The organism is Paraliomyxa miuraensis, assembly GCF_026337845.1.
Taxonomy (GTDB): domain Bacteria; phylum Myxococcota_A; class Polyangia; order Nannocystales; family Nannocystaceae; genus Paraliomyxa; species Paraliomyxa miuraensis.
Map to the genome: position 1 here is coordinate 95033 of NZ_JAOVZF010000134.1, position 17581 is coordinate 112613.

13 protein-coding genes are annotated in these 17581 nt (G+C 71.1%); 8 read left to right on the plus strand and 5 right to left on the minus strand.

The genetic code is table 11. The features are described 5' to 3' along the window. Window position 1: 1 nt before the first annotated feature. From glgX to OEB96_RS05180, 3 genes are all read right to left on the minus strand, one after another. Window positions 2-2113 carry a glycogen debranching protein GlgX gene (glgX, locus tag OEB96_RS05170; protein ID WP_266214318.1) on the minus strand — a complete coding sequence of 704 codons (2112 nt, stop codon included), beginning with the start codon at window positions 2111-2113 and terminating at the stop codon, window positions 2-4. A gap of 80 nt (window positions 2114-2193) precedes the next feature. Beyond that, on the minus strand, window positions 2194-3582 hold the full coding sequence (locus OEB96_RS05175) for a response regulator (RefSeq protein ID WP_266214319.1): 1389 nt from the start codon (window positions 3580-3582) through the stop codon (window positions 2194-2196). Window positions 3583-3795: 213 nt separating this feature from the next. Continuing rightward, window positions 3796-5031 (minus strand): S1 family peptidase, encoded by a 1236-nt coding sequence (locus OEB96_RS05180; protein WP_266214320.1) that lies wholly within the window; start codon window positions 5029-5031, stop codon window positions 3796-3798. 361 nt (window positions 5032-5392) lie between these two features. Between OEB96_RS05180 and OEB96_RS05185 the strand changes: the two genes are divergently transcribed. The 4 genes from OEB96_RS05185 (at window position 5393) to OEB96_RS05200 (ending at window position 9597) form a co-directional block, all read left to right on the plus strand. Then, window positions 5393-6355, plus strand: a complete 963-nt coding sequence (locus tag OEB96_RS05185) for an ABC transporter ATP-binding protein (RefSeq protein WP_266214321.1) — start codon at window positions 5393-5395, stop codon at window positions 6353-6355. Between the two features lie 28 nt (window positions 6356-6383). Then, complete coding sequence (locus OEB96_RS05190) at window positions 6384-8198, plus strand: hypothetical protein (protein ID WP_266214322.1); 1815 nt, start codon at window positions 6384-6386, stop codon at window positions 8196-8198. A 62-nt stretch (window positions 8199-8260) separates the two neighbouring features. Then, the gene (locus tag OEB96_RS05195) at window positions 8261-8764 is read left to right on the plus strand and encodes a hypothetical protein (RefSeq protein ID WP_266214323.1); all 504 of its coding nucleotides are present in this window, start codon (window positions 8261-8263) and stop codon (window positions 8762-8764) included. 2 nt (window positions 8765-8766) lie between these two features. After that, window positions 8767-9597, plus strand: a complete 831-nt coding sequence (locus OEB96_RS05200; RefSeq protein WP_266214324.1) for an enoyl-CoA hydratase-related protein — start codon at window positions 8767-8769, stop codon at window positions 9595-9597. Window positions 9598-9627: 30 nt separating this feature from the next. Here OEB96_RS05200 and OEB96_RS05205 read toward each other — a convergent pair whose 3' ends face one another. Both OEB96_RS05205 and OEB96_RS05210 read right to left on the minus strand, forming a co-directional pair. Continuing rightward, window positions 9628-10401, minus strand: coding sequence for a glucose 1-dehydrogenase (locus OEB96_RS05205; RefSeq protein ID WP_266214325.1), 774 nt, complete (start codon window positions 10399-10401; stop codon window positions 9628-9630). Between the two features lie 34 nt (window positions 10402-10435). After that, on the minus strand, window positions 10436-12583 hold the full coding sequence (locus tag OEB96_RS05210) for a TonB-dependent receptor (protein ID WP_266214326.1): 2148 nt from the start codon (window positions 12581-12583) through the stop codon (window positions 10436-10438). 276 nt (window positions 12584-12859) lie between these two features. Between OEB96_RS05210 and OEB96_RS05215 the strand changes: the two genes are divergently transcribed. The 4 genes from OEB96_RS05215 (at window position 12860) to pabB (ending at window position 17563) form a co-directional block, all read left to right on the plus strand. Continuing rightward, window positions 12860-13477, plus strand: coding sequence for a hypothetical protein (locus tag OEB96_RS05215; RefSeq protein WP_266214327.1), 618 nt, complete (start codon window positions 12860-12862; stop codon window positions 13475-13477). A 205-nt stretch (window positions 13478-13682) separates the two neighbouring features. Next, the gene (locus OEB96_RS05220; RefSeq protein WP_266214328.1) at window positions 13683-14438 is read left to right on the plus strand and encodes a hypothetical protein; all 756 of its coding nucleotides are present in this window, start codon (window positions 13683-13685) and stop codon (window positions 14436-14438) included. A 19-nt stretch (window positions 14439-14457) separates the two neighbouring features. Further along, the gene (locus tag OEB96_RS05225) at window positions 14458-15273 is read left to right on the plus strand and encodes a hypothetical protein (RefSeq protein WP_266214329.1); all 816 of its coding nucleotides are present in this window, start codon (window positions 14458-14460) and stop codon (window positions 15271-15273) included. A 55-nt stretch (window positions 15274-15328) separates the two neighbouring features. Then, window positions 15329-17563: an aminodeoxychorismate synthase component I gene (pabB, locus tag OEB96_RS05235; protein ID WP_323137338.1), complete on the plus strand. Its 2235-nt coding sequence runs from the start codon at window positions 15329-15331 to the stop codon at window positions 17561-17563. Window positions 17564-17581 lie beyond the last annotated feature (18 nt).

The window sequence follows — 17581 nt, forward strand, 5'->3', positions numbered from 1 at the left end:
CTCAGCGCTGCACCAGCACCACCACCGATCGACCCTGCGCGACCACCTCGTGCCCCTCGACTCGGGTCTCGACCCGGCCCTCGGCATCCGGCTCGCCGATGTCGTCCGGCGACGCCCGGCTCGTGTCGATGGCTCGATGCCACTCGAGCCCCGCTTCGGGTCGAGGGACGTCGAAGCGCAGCGCCCGCTCCCACGCGTTGACGATGACGTGCAGCGCCTGGTCGTCCTGCGAGCGGGTCAGCGTATAGGCCAGCGTGTGGCTCTCGCGGCTCCAGTCCGGGCGATCGAGCGCCGTCCCGTGCCAGCGCACGCGCGTATAGCCGGGCGGATCGGCCGACGCTGGAGCCTCGTATCCCAGCAGGTACTTGGTGCGCCGAAGCCCCGGGTGCGCGCGACGAAACGCGATCATCAGCCGGGTGAAGCGCTGGATGTCCGCGTGGCGCTCGCGTAGCCCCCAGTCGATCCAGCTGACCTCGTTGTCCTGACAGTACGCGTTGTTGTTGCCCCGCTGGGTCCGTCGCAGCTCGTCGCCCGCCAGCACCATCGGCGTGCCCTGAGCCAGCAGCAGCAGGGCCAGGAAGTTCTTGACCTGTCGGTTGCGAAGCGCCTCGATCGCAGGATCGTCGGTGGGCCCCTCCACCCCGTAGTTGGCGCTGTGCTCGTGGTCGCTCCCGTCGCGCCCATCCTCGCCATTGGCTTCGTTGTGCTTGCGCTCGTAGCTCACCAGATCGCCGAGCGTGAAGCCGTCGTGGCACGTGACGAAGTTGATGCACTGCTGCGGAACCCGCCCGTGGCGCTCGTAGAGGTCGGGGCTCCCGAGCATGCGGGCGGCCACCGCCCCCGCCATGTCCTCGTCTCCCCGCAAGAAGCGGCGCACGTCGTCACGAAACTTGCCGTTCCACTCCGACCAGCGCTCGCCGGGAAAACCCCCCACCTGGTAGAGCCCCCCCGCATCCCAGGCCTCGGCCACCAGCAGCGTCTCCTGCAGCGCGGGGTCGGCCTCGATCTCCCACGGCAGCGGCGGATTGTGCATGGGCTGCCCGGACTCGTCGCGAGAGAGGATCGAGGCCAGATCGAAGCGAAACCCGTCCACCCGCATGTCGACGGCCCAGTAGCGCAGGCAATCGAGGATCATGCGGCGCACGATGGGGTGATTGCAGTTCAGCGTGTTGCCCACGCCGGAGTAGTTGGCGTAGGTCTGCGGGCGCCCCGGCTCGCCGAGGTAGTAGACCGCGTTCTCGATGCCCCGAAACGAGAGCGTGGGGCCGTCCTCACCACCCTCGGCCGTGTGGTTGAACACCACGTCGAGCACCACCTCGAGGCCCGCGCGATGGAGCTCGCGGACCAGGTCGCGAAACCCCGTCAGGTAGCGCATGTGCTCCCAATTCTCGATGTAGTAGCCGCGATGGGGCGAGAAGAACCCGATGGGATCGTACCCCCAGAAGTTGCGCAGGGCCTTGCCGGTGGTCGGGTCGACGAAGTCGATGTCGTGCTCGTCGAACTGGAACACCGGCAGCAGCTCGACCGTGGTGATGCCGAGCTCGACGAGGTAGGGGATCCGCTCGACGAGCCCGTCGAAGGTGCCCGGGTGGGCCACGCCCGACGACGGATGACGCGTGAACCCCCGCACGTGCATCTCGTAGATCACACGCGTCGAGGGGTCGATCCGCGGCCGCTCCACCCCTTGCCAGTCGAAGCGGCGCAGGTCGACCACCAGGCTCTTCATGGCGGTCGCCACGTTGTCCTGGGCGCCCATCGCATCGCGGTGGGCCCGACCATCGTGGCGGACGATGCCACGGGCGTAGGGATCGAGCAGCAGCTTGGCCGGATTGAAGCGATGCCCCTGCTCCGGTGCCCACGGCCCGTGTACGCGATAGCCGTAGATGAGCCCCTCGGCGGCCCCGTGCACGAATACGTGCCAGTACCCGTAGGTGCGATGGTGTCGCGAGTCGAGTCGAATCACCTGCTGGGGTGCGGGTCGATCGAAGCGATCGAACAGCAGTAGCTCGACCGCGGTGGCGCTGCGCGAGAACAGCGAGAAGTTCACGCCCTCGTCGCTCACCGTGGCGCCGAGGGGATGATGCCGTCCGGCCGAGGTGCGGTAGGGCTTCACGACCACCACGCTATCAAGGAAGGGGCCGCTTCCGCCGGCTCCCCACCATCCCGGCAGTGCCGTGACGGGACCGGCCGCGCCTAGCCGTGTGCGTCCCGCAGCGCCGAGAATTCCGCGCGGGCTTCCTCCACCCCGCGGGCGAGCTGCTCCGGTCGCAACCCCTCCACCCGCTTGCATGCCTGCGCCAGGCGGGCCGCCCCCAGGGTCGCGGCCGCGCCCTTGACCGAGTGGATCGCCCGTCGCGCCTCGTCCTGATCTCCGCGCACCAGCGCCCTCGAGGCCTGCTCGAGGCTCTTGTCGCTCGTCTCGAACAGCATGGACAGCAGCTCGCTGGCCAGCGCCGCATCGCCGTCGGTGGCCTCGTCGAGCTGACCACGGTCGAGCAGCGGCGCATCGAGCTCGCCCAGCACGCCCGCCGATCCGGTCTGCGAGCCCCCCTGGGTCGGTACCGACACCGACGCATCCCGTGCGCCGCCCGACGACGAGGTTCCCGGGGCCTCGTCCTCGTCCTCATCGCCCCAGGAGCCTTCGATCCAGCGACTGAGCGTGCGCACCATGTCCGTCATGCGCAGGGGCTTGGTGATGTAGCCATCCATGCCCGCACGCAGGCACAGCTCCTTGTAGCCCGCCATCGAGTGGGCGGTCATCGCCACGATCGGCAGCCGCTTGCCGCTGCCCTTCTCCTGCGCCCGGATCGTCCGCGTGGCCTCGAATCCATCCATCACCGGCATCTGGATGTCCATGAAGACCAGGTCGACCTCGTGCTCCTGCACCAGCGCCACCGCCTCCCGCCCGTCGGTGGCCGTCAGGACCTCGCACCCGAGCTTGGCCAGGTTGCGCAGCGCCACCTTGAGGTTGATCGGGTTGTCGTCGACCACCAGGGCCCGCCCCTTGCTCGCCGGCGCCTCGACCTCGGGCAGCGGCGAGGTGCCGCTCACCTCGAGCCGGTCGCCCGATCGGAGCAGCTCGTGCTGCGCCCCCGAGTGGCGCTCGGGCGGCGTGCTCATGCGCAGCCCCTCGAGCCGTGCGCTCGACGGTCCGGACAGCCACGTCAACATCACCAGCGTGCCGAGCCCGCCCGCGCCGGAGGCCACCGCCCCGCCGAGCACTCCCCACGACAGCCGGGGCTCCGATGCCCACACGATCGGCTCGACGATCAGCAGCACGATCGCCACGAGCCCGGCCGCCCACCGCAGGATCGATCGCTCGCGCTCGATGAGCACGAACGCCATGCACAGCAGCACCAGGTGCTGAACGCCCAGCGGTGCGTGGAAGCGAGCGCTGACGAAGACCACGACGGCATCGAGGTAGAGCAGCACCGCCAGCGCAATCTCGTTGCGACGCTCCGCATCGGGCACGCGCCACACGGCCACGAGCAGCACGACCGTCGCCACCGCGAGCAAGCCCGTCGCCACGTCGCCGCCGAGGAATGGCCACGGCGCGAGGAGGAGGGCCGCGAGCGCCAGCAAGCCATAGGTGACCCGACGGGCCCAGGCGTGAGCATCACGCGCTCGGGCCGCCCTCTGTTCGGAACCGCTCGCCTCGAGCGATGAGTGCTGCGCGTGCGCCACCAGTCCGCTCCGTCACCGTATCAACCCGCTCGAGAGGCGACAATCCACACCAGGGATCCTCGGGTTTCCTGCCCCTGCCCGCGGATGCGTGCGTCCTCTTCCGGGCCACGCTCAGTCGAGCGCCGCATGCTCGACCGAGGCCACGTACCAGTCCCCCCACTCGAGCCGCAGGATCAGGGCCAGCCCCTCGACCGACCGACCCCCGGGCGCGCCGAGCTCGACCCGGGCCGTGGGCGCATAGGCTCCCGGCAGCAGCTCGACCGCGCGCGGCCGGGCGTCCTCGCCTTCGAGCTCGCCCACCAGCGCCGCCAAGCCGAACGCCTGCGCCGCGCCGATCGTCCGCAGCCGCAGCATCGCGCTCCCGAGCGCTTCCTCGCTGGTCTGGCCGCCGAACAGGCGTGCCAGCAGGTACCCCTCGCCCAGCACGTGGAAGAACGAGACCACCTGCGATGCCTCGAGCTGCCGTCCGACCTCCGTCTGGGGGACGAGCTGCACGACGCCCATCACCAGTGGGCCCAGCGCCTGCTGGGCGCGCAGGGGATCCTCGGCCTGCTCGGCCTGGTCCACCACGTCCTCGAGGCCCTGCACGAACCCCCCCATCAACTCCAGACCGTCGCCTTCCTGCGTGTCGGCCATCACCCGATCGACGGTGTCCTCGCGATGCTTGCGGGCCTGGCTCGGCGAGGTCAGCCGGCGAGCCGTCTCCCCGTCGCCCGCCGCGAGGGCCTCGAGGAACCGGGTCGCCCGCAGCCGCGCTCTCGCCTCGAGCTCCGCGTCCGCCTCGAGGTGCGGGCGTTCCTCCATCATGCGCATCGCATCCACGATGGGGATCGCAAAGCCTCCTCCGCGCTCACGCCATGCCCAGGTGACCACCCCCACCGCCCGGCCGTGGCGATCGAGCACCGGTCCCCCGCTCTGGCCTCGGTGAACGTCGAGGGTCATGCCGACGAACCGCCCCGACCCCGCCGCCGGGTTGCTCACGTGCAGCTGCGCCACCCGACCGTGCCGCATGGTGAGCGCGGGACCCTGGTCGGTCTCCTCGCGCTGCAGCACCACCACGGGATCCTCGAGCGCCAGGTAGCCCGAGACCGACTCGAGCTCGTCGGTCGCCAACGGCAAGGCCACGAGGGGAGTGGGCGAGTGCACGTACAGCAGCGCCAGATCATCGTCTGGATCCATGTAGACCACGCGCACGCTGCCGTACCGCCGCCATGGATCGCGCGCTGGAAACACCACGCTCTCGATGTGATCGGCGTCCTCGATCACGTGCCGGTTGGTCACCACGTACCCGGCCGGATCGACCACGAAGCCCATCCCGCGCGCCACGTCGGTCTCGATGATCGCCACCGCCTCCGTCCCCCGCTGGATTGCAGACTCCGCGCGCCCTGCGCGATGCCGCGCGCCCTCGCGTAGATGGACACCCCCGAGCTCGACGGCTCGATGGCCGCATCCCCCGACGGCCCCCAAGGCCAGCGCAAGTCCCGCGAGGGCTGGGGCGATCCGTTTCTTCCCGGGTCGATCCAAGAACACGTCCCCGAACCTTAGGTTCGCATCGGCCGCCAGGCCATGCTTCCCACCCCCAGGACGGGGCTCCATGCGAAGATCCTGGTCCGCACCCGAGGACCCAACGCCCCCGCGCTGACACCGCAATTTTCCTCGGGGCGAATCCAAGGTCACGCTGGTGCGTGGAAGAGGCCGCCACGCTCCCATGCAGATCGAGATCGAGCATCTGGGCAAGACCTACGACGGCCACGATTGGGCGGTCCACGACCTCAGCCTGGAGATCCCCAGCGGTTCCATCTTCGGGCTGATCGGCCCCAACGGCGCGGGCAAGTCCACCGCGCTCCGCATGGTGGCCACGGTGATGGACCCGAGCACCGGCCGCATCGCCTACGACGGTCACAGCGCGGGCGAGGGCCAGGCCCTGCGCACCACCGAGCTCCGCCGCAGGATCGGGTTCCTCGGCGACGGCAATCCCCTCTACAAGCACATGACCCCGGCCGAGTACCTGCGCTTCTTCGGGCAGTGCTTCGAGCTACCACCCGCCAAGCTCGAGGCCGCCATCGAGCAGGTCCTGGTCACCTTCGATCTGACGGGCAAGGCCGATGCCCAGGCGGGCGCGCTGTCCAAGGGCATGCGCCAGCGCCTGCTGATCGCCCGCTGCCTGCTGCACGAGCCCTCGTTGCTGATCCTCGACGAGCCCGCCGATGGCCTCGATCCCCGGGGCCGCAGCGACCTGCGGCGCATCCTGGGCCGCGTGCGAGACCAGGGCGTCACCGTCATCATCTCCTCGCACATCCTTCGCGAGCTCGACGATCTGTGCGATCAGGTCGCGATCATGCAGCGTGGGCGGCTGGTGGTCGGCGGCCAGGTCGGTGACATCATCGATCGCTACGAGGTCGGGCGCTTCGTCTACGAGCTGCGCCTGCTCGACGGAAGCGGCCTCGCGGCGGCCCAGGAGGTGCTCTCGCGGCATCGCGTGCTCATCGAGCGCGAGAGCGTGGCCGACGGCCTGCCGTGCCTGTCCATCCAGGTCCAGGGCGGCGAGGCCATGATGGCCGAGGTCTTGTCCGACCTCGTCGCCGCCGGCGTCAAGGTCGTCACCGTCAGCCGCCTTCGCAGCCGCCTCGAGGACGTCTACGATCGACTGTCCGAGGATCGCGTCAACTAGCCTCACCACCCGCCAGCGAGCTCTCGTCATGCGCCAGCGCCTCCAACCGCTCAAAGCCGCCTGCCTGCCCTTCGTGACCCGCGCCCTGCGGGGACCCAACCGCCGCCGCGCGCTGCTCGGCTCGGGCCTGCTCATGCTGCTGGTCGTGCTCATGGGCGGCTTCATCGGTCGTTCCCCCAGCTACGCCGCGCACGACATGCGCCAGTCGCTGGGACTCGAGCAGGGCCGCTGGGAGCGCGAAGAGCTCGAGTTCACGATCTTCGTCCAGGACGAGCAAGAGCGCCGCGAGCTGCTCCGCGAGGAGCACGACTGGAACACCATCCACCATCGAGCCACCGAGGGCTGGATGTTGCTCGACACGGTGGCGGGCCCGCACGTGATCCCTCCGCGCCCCTACCAGGAGCTCCAGCGACGCGCGCGGGCGCTCCGCAACGCTCGCATGGATCTGGCCCCGCCCGACCTCACCGAGCGCCGTCGCTACCAGCACTTCGACTGGAACCGTCCCCGCGATCGCCAGCGCCTGCAGGCGGTGCTCGACGCGGAGCTGCAGCCCCAGGTGGTCGTCTACGAGTCACCGCTCGGTGTGGCCGACACGATCCGGCTGATTGGCTTGACGGCCGGCGGCGTACTGCTGTTGCTGTGGCTGGTGCTCGCGCCGCTGTGGGTCGGGGTGCAGCTGGCTCAAGAGCTGCACGAGAACACCCTGCAGCCGCTGACCGGCACCGCGCTCACGGCTCGGCAGCTCGTGTTGGGGTTTGCCGCGGGCTCGCTCGCCCCGGTGGCGATCGTGGCCGCGCCGCAGCTGCTGCTGGTGCTCGTGGCCGCGCTGGGGTCCGGCCGCACGGTCCCCGCCCTGGGTGCGGTCTCGCTGGGCCTGGCCATGGGCCTTTTGTCGATCGGCCTGTGCATGCTCGCCGCGCTCGCCGTGGGCAAGCAGCGGTCGCCGGGCCTCGTGGGCATCGGGCTCTCGGCCCTGCTGGGGGTGAGCGCCCTGACCGGCGTCGCGATCGGGCTGCACGTCCACGCCGACACGCTGGGCATGGTCACCCTGCTACCCGGCGCCGGGCCCTGTCACCTGCTCGCCGAGGCATTCGCCCCGCGGGCGCATCTATCGGGTGTCGACGCGCTCGCGCTCGACCTCCGACTGGGACTGGCCATGGTGGGCGCACTCGTGCTCGCCGCCGCGTCCTTGCGGGCGATCGAGCGACACGTGGGAGGCACCCACCGCGAAGGCGCGCTGCACCGTGGAGAAGCCATGGTGGTGGCGCTCGTGCTCGGCGTGCTGGCGGTGGCCGCCCTGCCCTCGTCGGCGCGCTTTGGTCCTGCCTTCCTCGCCGGAGCCGCGCTCGCGCTGATTCCGATGCAGCTGCTGCTCGTGGCGCGGATCCCCGGCGGCGACGTACCGCCCGCGCTTCGCCGGATCCCCGTGGTCCCGCTGCTGCGAGAGCAGGCCGCCTGGCTCGGAGGCGTGCTGGTGATCGCGCTGCTCGCCGCGGGCCTGCCCCAGCAGTTCCATCCCGAGGCGATCGTCGGGCTCGTTCACTGGGGTTGGGCGGTGGTGATGCTGGCCATGATCACCCTGCGAGGCGCGGGGCTGCCCACGTCCATCCCCACCAAGGTGTGGCTGATGGTCTGCCTGGGCTTCGTCGCCATCGAGTACGTCTGCGGCGTGATCTGGTGCCTCGATCGCCCCAGCGGCGAGAGCCTGTTCCCCCTTGGCGCGGCGCATCCGCTGCTCGGCCTCGTCCACGTGGGCATGTTCGTGTGGATCCCGATCTCGCTGATCCGCGGCCTCACGCCCGCGGATCGTCCGGCGCTCGATCTCCACGCGCGCGAGGGCTAGCCAGGCGCGAGGGCCAGCCGCGCGCGAGAGCCAGCCGGGTAGGATCTGCTACGCTCCCGCCAATGGCACGAACCCCGCGCCCGCTGCCGTCCGCCCTCGCCCTCGCGACCGCCGCCGGTGGGCTCTTCGTGATCGGGGCGTGCAGCGTCGAGGCGCCCACGCCTCAGAAGGTCGATCCGGCTCCTGCCGTCGAGCCGGCCATCGAGGCCGAGGCCGAGGCCGAGACCAAGGCCGCACCGCCACTCACCGAGGAGGAGCTCGCCCTCATCGCGACCGATCCCAAGGACCTCACCCCCGAGATGCGGCGCAAGCGAGCCTACGCGCGGCGCAAGCAGATCATGCAAGACCCGGACTCGCCCGCGGCGCGAGCCCTGAACGACCTGGTCGAGGCGCATCAGGCCGGTGAGATCGACGCCAACGGCGGCAAGGGGACCTGGTTCCACGCCAACGGAGCCAAGCCCGCCGGGGGCCGGCCTCCGGCCGGGTGGAGACCCTCCGATGGCACCAAGCCCGGGCAGACCCAGCCGACCCCGACGCCCTCCACACAGACCCCGGGCCAACCCTGATCATGAGCGAGGCGGCCAGTGAGCGCGATGGGCTCGGTGACGAGGTCGCCCCTGGCCTGCGCACCGCGATCGGCGACGACGGGGTGCACACCTGGTGGCTGTGCAACGAGGCCCGTCGCAACGCGATCTCACCGGGGGCCCTGCGCTGGATCGCCGCCACGGGCCCCACGCTCGCGGGCGAGATCGTGGTCCTGCGTGGGGTGGGTGGACGGGCCTTCTGCGCAGGGTTCGATCTGACCGCACTGGCCGAGGCCACGGCCCCGCGCCAGCCCGGTGGTCCGTCGTTGCTGCCCGACGAAGCGCTCATCGCCGCCACCTCGGCGATGCGGCGGGCCAACGCCACCTTCGTCGCCGCGCTCGATGGCTACGCGATCGGAGCCGGCGTCGAGCTGGCCTGTGCATGCGACCTGCGCCTGGCCCGGCGCGGGGTGTTCCTCGCCGTGCCCGCCGCGGAGCTCGGCGTGGTCTATCACGCGGCCGGACTGCAGAGCATCGCCGCCGCGCTCGGACCCGCGGGCGTACGGCGGCTGCTGCTGCTCGGGGACCGTCTCGACGCCGAGGAGGCGTGGTCGCTCGGCGCCTTGATCCGGCTGTGCGACCCCGACGACTTCGAGGCCGCGCTGTCCGACGTCCTCGATCGCCTGCGACGAGGAGCACCGCTGTCGATCCAGGGCAATCGCGAGCTGCTGCGGGCGCTCGAGCGAGGAGCGCCATCCACCGAGCAGCTCGAGGACCACGAGGCGCGGCGCCATGCCGCCTATGCCAGCGAGGATCACCGCGAGGCCCGGCAGGCCCGCATCGAGGGCCGACCGCCCCGGTTCCGCGGGCGCTGAGCTCCGGCGGCGAGCGGCGGAGCCCCTGGCTCAGGTCGCCGTCAGGCCACCGTCGATCACCAGCTCGGTCCCGGTCACGAACGCGGACTCGTCGCTGGCCAGATAGAGCACCAGCGCAGCGACCTCCTCGGGCTCCGCGAGGCGCCCCACGGGAGCGGCCTGGGCCAGCCGCTGCAGCGCCTTGTCCGGGTCCTTCGATTGCCCCGCCAGGCTGCGCACCAGCGGCGTGTCGGTGAACGACGGGTGGATCGAATTGCAGCGAATGCGATCGCCCTTGCGTGCGCAGTGGAGCGCGATGCTCTTGGCCATCATCCGTACCGCGGCCTTGGCCGCGCCATAGGCCACCAGACCGGGCTCGCCGATGAGCCCGGCCACGCTCGACATCACCACGATCGATCCGGGCTCGCCGCACGCGCGCATCAGCGGGAGCGCAGCCTGGGTGCCCAGCAGCACGCTCTCCACGTTGAGCGCCTGGACCCCGCGCCACTGCTCGAGGGTCACGCGCTCGATGTCGACCGCCGCGCCGCCGCCCGCGTTGTGCACGAGCACGTGCAGCCGACCGTGACGCTCCCGGACCATGGCGACGGCCGCGTCCCAGTCCTCGCGCCGCGTGACGTCGAGATGCCGATAGCTCGCCGCCTCCCCGAGCTCGGCCAAGAGCGCCGCTCCGGCCTCGTCCTGCACGTCGGTGACGAGCACCTCGGCCCCCTCTCGAACGAACGCCCGAGCACACGCGGCCCCGATGCCCGAGGCGCCTCCGGTCACCAGCGCGATCTTGGATTGCAGCCGTCCCATGCGTCCCATGGCTGCCGGCCATACCACGAAACGGGAGTCGAGCTCAGAACCGGGCCGAGACCGAGAGCCGAAGCATGCGGGGAGGGCCTGCGACGAAGTGGATCGCGGGCAGGCTGCTCGCGGGCGCACTCCGATCCCAGTACGATGCAAAGTGATACTCGCCGTCACGCCAGCGGGTGCCCAGCACGTTGTCCACGGCGAGATCGATCCCGAGGCTGCGCCACTGGTAGCCCGCCGAAGCGTCGAGCACGGTCAGCGCGCCCGCGGTGGCACCGTACGACAGCGGACGTCGCCCCATGGCGAACCAGCGCACGCCGGCCCGCCACCCTCGCGGGTGCATCAGCGTGCCCTGGAGCTGGGCGAGGAACGGCGGCGCCCCGGGCACGGGGGCTCCCGTGCCCACGAAGCGCGCATGGTTGCCGACCGCGGAGATTCCCAGGCCCAGCCATGGCGTCGGGCGCAGCTGCACGTCGGCCTCGATCCCCAGCCGCCGCGTCGCCGACAGCTCCACGTTGAACCCCGAGACGTGATCGAACACGCTCTCGCGCCCGATGAAGGTGCCGAAGACCGCGGCCCCCACGTCCAGCAAGCCCGCGGGCTGCCAGCGCGCGCCAACCTCCGCGTTGTCGGCCACCGTCATGCGTGGCTGCCCGCCGCGGTATCGGTCGAGATCCTCGTCGGGAGGCGGCGTCGTGGGCAAGGTGAAGGCGCGGGCCTCGGGTGGCCGGAATCCGCGGCCGTAGGCGCCAAAGAGCTGCCAGTGCCGACCCAGCAGCGCCTGTGCGGCCACGCGAGGCACCGCGGTGACCCGCGCGCCCCTCGAGCGCGCATCGTCGGTCCGATGATCGACGACCCGCGCCGTGTAGGCCTCGGCGCGCACGCCCGCCTCGAGGCGCAGCCATGACAGCGGCCGCCAGCGAATGCCGGGACCCAGGCCCAGCTCGTGCTGGTCGATGTGGAGGTCACGCTCGACCCGCCAGATCGCCCGCTGCGGCGTCAGCTCGTCGACCTGCTGCTCGATCGTGCTGCCGTCCCAGTGCCCCTCGATGCGCAGGGTGATCCGCGAGGTCACGTGCCAGTGCCCATGCAGGCGCAGCCCGCCGCGCACCTCGTCTTGACGCTGCAGGTGGCGATCGCCGAGCTCGGCCCGAGGGTCCCCACGAAACTCCCGGATCGTGCCGAGCCAGCCGGTGAAGTTCTCGTCGAGCGACAGGCGTCGCCCCTGGCCGTGGGCGGTGAGCTGCAACGAGCCGCGCTCCCGCTCGACCCTCGTGATCAGGGCGGCCAGCGCCCGCGAGGACTCCCCGCCCGTGTCCTGCAGATACGCGTCGTAGAACCCCACGCGCCCGGTGTTGACGTCGGACAGGCGCAGCGTGCCCGGCAGTCCGAAGCCAGCCGCATGCACGCCACCCAGCACGTCCACGAAGACGCCACGGCCGTGCCACAGCCGTCCCTTGCCCAGGGCGGCGGCTCCCCGTGCCTCGCGGTTCTCCCCGTAGCCCTGATCGGTGAAGGCGGTGGCGGCCACGAACGTCTCCGGCCCTCGCCGCCGCGGCGCATGGACCATCACCGCCCGATGGCGGCCGGTCGAGCCGAATTCATAGCCGACCTGCGTACCCCGAAGGGCCCGGGGGACGCCCAGGCGATACTCCACCGAGCCCGCGGTGGCAAAGGCCCCTTGCTCGAGGCGCACCGAGCCCTTCTTCACCTCGAGGGCCTGCACCACCTCGGGGATCACGAAGCCGAGATCGAGGTAGCCGTTGGCGTGTACGTTGGACCGCTCGTTGATCGGCACGTCGTCGACCAACACCTCGACGTCCGCTCCGTGGACCGCATCGAAGCCTCGAATGTAGTACTGGTAGCCCTTGCCCTGGTTGCCGTGCTGCACCACGAGCAACCCCGGCACCAGGCGCATGAGATCCTCGGCGGTGCGCTTGGGGGTGGTGCGAATGGTGGTGGCATCGATCCGATACGAGGTCGCGGTCAGCCCATCGCCCGTGGAGGATGGGACCGTCACCACTCGCGTGTCCGCGTCGCCCTCGGGGTCGGCGGCGGGATCGGCCTCGGCCTCGCTCGGCTCATCGGTCGTGGGCGACGAAGCGCCGGCGCTCGCAGGCTCGTCCTCGGGCGGGGTCAGGGCCTCGGGTGCATGACCGGGGTCGGCCATGACCCGCGCGGGAAGGAGGGCCACGAGCGTCATCGCGCCCAGCCACGACCATCGCCCTCCATGGTCCGGCGCGGACTCGCGCCACGCTCGACGGGCGCCGAGCCGCCCGCGGCGGGAAGTCGCGCCCCCGTGCGTACACGATTGTCGGACCGCGTTCCTGCTCCTATTCTCGTCGCTGGCGTAGCGCCGATGCACGGACCGCTCGACCCACGTCGCCGACCTCGGCGATCGATCCCGGAGCCCTCCCGCCGCGGAGGCGCTCGTCGTGGACGTGCGGCATGGCGGCGACGACCTGCGCTCGTGCTGCTCGCGGCCCTCGTATGGATGCTGGGGGTCGAGCTCGGGCCAGGGCTGCACATCGCATTGCACGGGCAGCTGGGGCATCACCACCACGGAACGACCGAGATGCTCGCGTGCTCTCATCACGAGCACGCCGGTCGTCACGAGCACGCCGGTCGTCACGAGCACGCCGGTCATCACGAGCACGCCGGTCATCACGAGCACGCCGGTCATCACGAGCACGCCGGTCATCACGAGCACGCCGGTCATCGTGCTGCCGCTGCGCACGACGACCTCCACGCGGCCAGGCACCACGAATACCACGGCCGACCCGCTGGCCACGAGCACGCCGCCACCATCCTGGATGTCCCGGGCGAGCACGAACACGAGGCTCGATCCAGCTCGACCACGGCCTCGACATCCGATCCGAGCGCGCACGGTCGCGGCAGCCTGGCGCATCGTGATCTCGCACTGCTCACGCCTCCCGTCGCGCTGCCGCCGATCCTCTCGGCGCCGTGGCGGCCCTACCAGGCGATCATCGCCCTGCGCGTCGTTCCCTGCGACCGCACTCCGATCACGCTCCGCGCCCGAGGACCACCCGCCGGCACCGTCCAGGCCGAGCCGTTCTCACGCGCGTGAGCGGCTCGTCGCGGCGTTGCGCGACCTCGCCATGCCCACCCAGACGGGCACGACGAAGGTCGGTGCATCGGTGTGGCCCCGTGCGATGGCATCGATCCGTCGGGGCCCGCCCTCGATCGCTCTGCTCGTACTTCCACCCATCTGGACACTCCAAATGAAGATCCCATGCTCGACCCCTCGCCCGATACGGGGGGTCTGGTCCCTGTTGTGGCCCCTATGCTGGCTCGCCGGCTGTTCCTTCGACAGCGAGGTCGCCGAGCGAGTCTCGGCTCGCATCGTCGTCGACAGCAGCGGCGTGGCTCCGATCGAGACCGACCTCGGCTACCGCGTGGAGCTCACCCGCTGCCGCGTGGCCGTCGACACGCTCGAATTCACCACCAACGGAGAGATGCACGCGACCTGGCTGCGGTCCCCGTGGGACCTGCTGGTGCCCACCGCCTTCGCCCATCCCGGCCACGACGCCGGCGGAGAGGTGGTGGGCGAGCTCGAGGGTCGTCACCTGTTCGACTGGCGCGACGACGGCGAGCTGCTCGGCGAGGCCATCCTGCTCGCCGCGCGCTACGACGGCGCCAACTTCAGCTTCACGCGTGCGCGGGTCGAGGACGGCATCGCAGCGGACGATCCGATCCTCGGCCACACCTTCGAGATCGCGGGCATCGCCACCCTCGACGACGAGCGCTACGAGTTCTCGATCCTGCTCGACCAGGACGAAGGACGCCGCGTCGTGGGCCTGCCCGTCGATCTGGATCTCAGCGACGGCGCCAACGAGGACCTCGAGCTCGGCCTTCAGCTGCTCGCGCACGATCCATTCGAGGACGACACCCTGCTGGACGGGATCGACTTCGCAGTCCTCGACGACGACGGCGACCACGTGGTCGTGCTCGAGCCCGACACCGACGCCTACAACCTGCTGCGCCGCAGCACCCAGACCCATGACTTCTACGGGGTCACCATCCACTAGGACACGAGGAGACCTCGACATGAACACGCACATCACGACCATCATCATGCGCCGGCTCCCCTCGGCACCGCTGCTCTTGCTCGCCGCGCTCGGCGGCGCCTGCACGAGCGACTCGGACGACGCAGCGCTGCGGATCACCGCCTATGGCGAGGAGTACATCGAGGACCGGATCCCGGCCGAGGAGCTCGTGGACGGCTGGGAGGTCGACTTCAGCCGCTTCCTCGTCGCGCTGCGCGACGTGGAGGCCAACGGAGAGCTCCTGCCGGGCGCCTTCGTCGTCGACCTGGCCCAGGGCTCGGGCGGCGAGGGCCACGAGCTAGGGGTGCTCACGCTCCCCGCCGTGGATCATCCGCACCTCGGCTATCGCGTGGCGCCCGTCGACGCGGCCACTCCGGTCTCGGCCACCGACGACGACGTGGCGACGCTCGTCGACGCAGGCGCCTCGATCCGGGTCGAGGGTCAGGCCACCAAGGACGGCCAGACCCTCCGCTTCGCCTGGTCGTTCGCCACCGACACGCACTACGTGGAGTGTCATGGAGCCGCGGCGCTCGAGGAGGGCGACGCGACGAGCCAGCTCACCATCCACGCCGACCACCTGTTCTACGACGACCTCGACTCCGAGGAGCCCAACGTCGCGTTCGATCTGGTGGCCTCGGCCGACGCCGATGGTGACGACGAGATCACGGCCGAGGAGCTGCGGGCGCTCGACATCACCTCGCAGACCCGCTACCAGGTGGGCAGCCGCGACATCACCGAGCTGTGGGGCTTCATCGAGGCGCAGACCGCCACGCTCGGGCACATCGACGGCGAAGGGCACTGCGAGATCGGCTCCTGAGCCGTACCGAGGCCCCTGCTCTCGCTCGAATCACGCGGTGCTAGAGTCCCGGCGCATGCCGCTGTCGCCTGCGCCCGCTCCGGCTCCCACCTCGTACGAGCGAGGGCACGACCATGCGCCGCGGATCCTGCTGCTCGACAACTACGACTCCTACACCTACAACCTCTTCCAGCAGCTGGCCCGCATCGCCGGTCGCGAGCCATGGGTGGTGCGCAATGACGAGCTCACCCCGGAGCAGCTGATCGCGATCGAGCCCGACGCGATCGTGATCTCGCCCGGCCCCGGCCACCCGGGCCGGGCTCGCGACTTCGGCGTGTGCTCGTTCGCACTGCACCAACCGATCCCGGTGCTGGGCGTGTGCCTCGGCCACCAGGGCCTCGCGGTCGCGCACGGAGGAGCGGTCGAGCCGGCCGCCGATCCGTTCCACGGCCGATGCAGCCCGATCCGCCACTGCGGCACCGGGCTGTTCGAGGGCATCCCCCAGGGCTTCGAGGCCGTCCGCTACCACTCGCTCGTCGTCCGGCCGCCGCTGCCCGCATGCCTCGAGGCGATCGCGTTCACCGACGACGGCCTCGTGATGGGCCTGCGGCACCGCGAGCGACCACACTGGGGGGTGCAGTTCCACCCGGAGTCGATCGGCACCGCGCATGGCGATCGTCTCCTCGCCAATTTCCTCGGGCTGGCCCGGGCCGTCGCTCGTCCCGAAAAGGCGCGCGCCCTCGTGGTCGATCCGCTCCCCGCTCCCCCGTCCCGACCCCGGGCGCGGGCTCGACCGCGGCGGGCCCGTGCCACCGCCCTCCACCATCGACCGCTCTCCCGCTGGGTGAGCCCCGAGGACGCGTTCGTGCACCTCCATGGCGACCAGCCGCTCGCGTTCTGGCTCGACGGCGACGGTCCCATGGATGCGCCATCCCGCTACGGCTACATGGGGGCTCCGACCCGGCCCGGGGATCGGGTGGTGCGATGGTTCGCGACGCGCCGCGAGCTGGTGGTCGAGCGCAACGGCCGAGCCGAGTCCCACGAGCAAGACCTGCTCACGTGGATCGAACGAACGCTCGAGCCTCGAGCGTCGACCGGCGCCCCGCCACCATTCCCGCTGCGTGGCGGCCTGGTGGGCTACTTCGGATACGGCCTGCACGGCCAGCCGGGCGCTCGTGCATCGTCACCGACCACGCTTCCCGACGCGATGCTGCTGCAGTGCCAGAGCTACCTCGCGTTCGACCACCACGAGCAGGTCGTCTACGCCGTGGCCGAGGCCGACGATCACGCCCAGGCCCGGCACCTGGCCGACGCGCTCGCGGAGCGGCTCGAGGGGCTGCCCCCCGCCCCGCCCGTGCGCAGCGAGGGCAAGCTCGGCCCGATCCCCTTTCGGCTCGCGCGCGGCCGCGACCAGTACCTGCGGGACATCGAGACCTGCCTGGCCGAGATCCGCCGCGGCGAGAGCTACGAGATCTGCCTGACGACGCAGCTTCTGGGTCCGTCCGTCGCGCGGCCGCTCGACGCCTACCGGATCCTCCGTGCCCTCAACCCCGCCCCCTTCGGCGCCTATCTGCGCCTCGGCGAGCTCGCGGTGCTCTCGTGCTCGCCCGAGCTGTTCTTGCGGGTCGACCCCACAGGCCGCGTGCTCACCAAGCCGATCAAGGGCACCGCGCCGCGCGGCGCCACCCCGACCGAGGACGACCGGCTGCGGCGACGGCTCGCGGGCAGCGTCAAGGATCGCGCCGAGAACCTGATGATCGTCGATCTGCTGCGCAACGATCTCGGCCGCGTGTGCGAGGTGGGCTCGGTGGAGGTCCCCACGCTGATGGCCGTGGAGTCGTTCGCGACGGTACACCAGCTCGTGAGCACCGTATGCGGGCAGCTCGGACCCGGGCGCACGGTCGTCGACTGCCTGCGGGCCGCGTTCCCCGGGGGCTCGATGACCGGCGCCCCCAAGGTGCGCACGATGGAGATCCTCGATGCGCTCGAGCCCCGACCGCGCGGGATCTACTCGGGCTGCCTGGGCTACCTGTCGGCCGACGGAGCCGCGGAGCTCGCCATGACCATCCGAACCGCGGTCGTGACCCCGCAGGAGACCTCGATCGGAGTCGGCGGGGCGATCGTCGCGCTCTCGGATCCCCGGACCGAGCTCGACGAGCTGCTGCTCAAGGGTCGTGCCCTGACCGGCGGCATCGCGGCGGCCAAGACCGGTCACGGCAACGCGGCGATCATCGTCGACGAGCCCAGCAAGCCCTTGCCCCCGACGAGCCCGCGCTCGAAGGCCGCGCCCTTCGAGGATCCGGAGCCCTGAGCCGGCCACGCTCGTCCA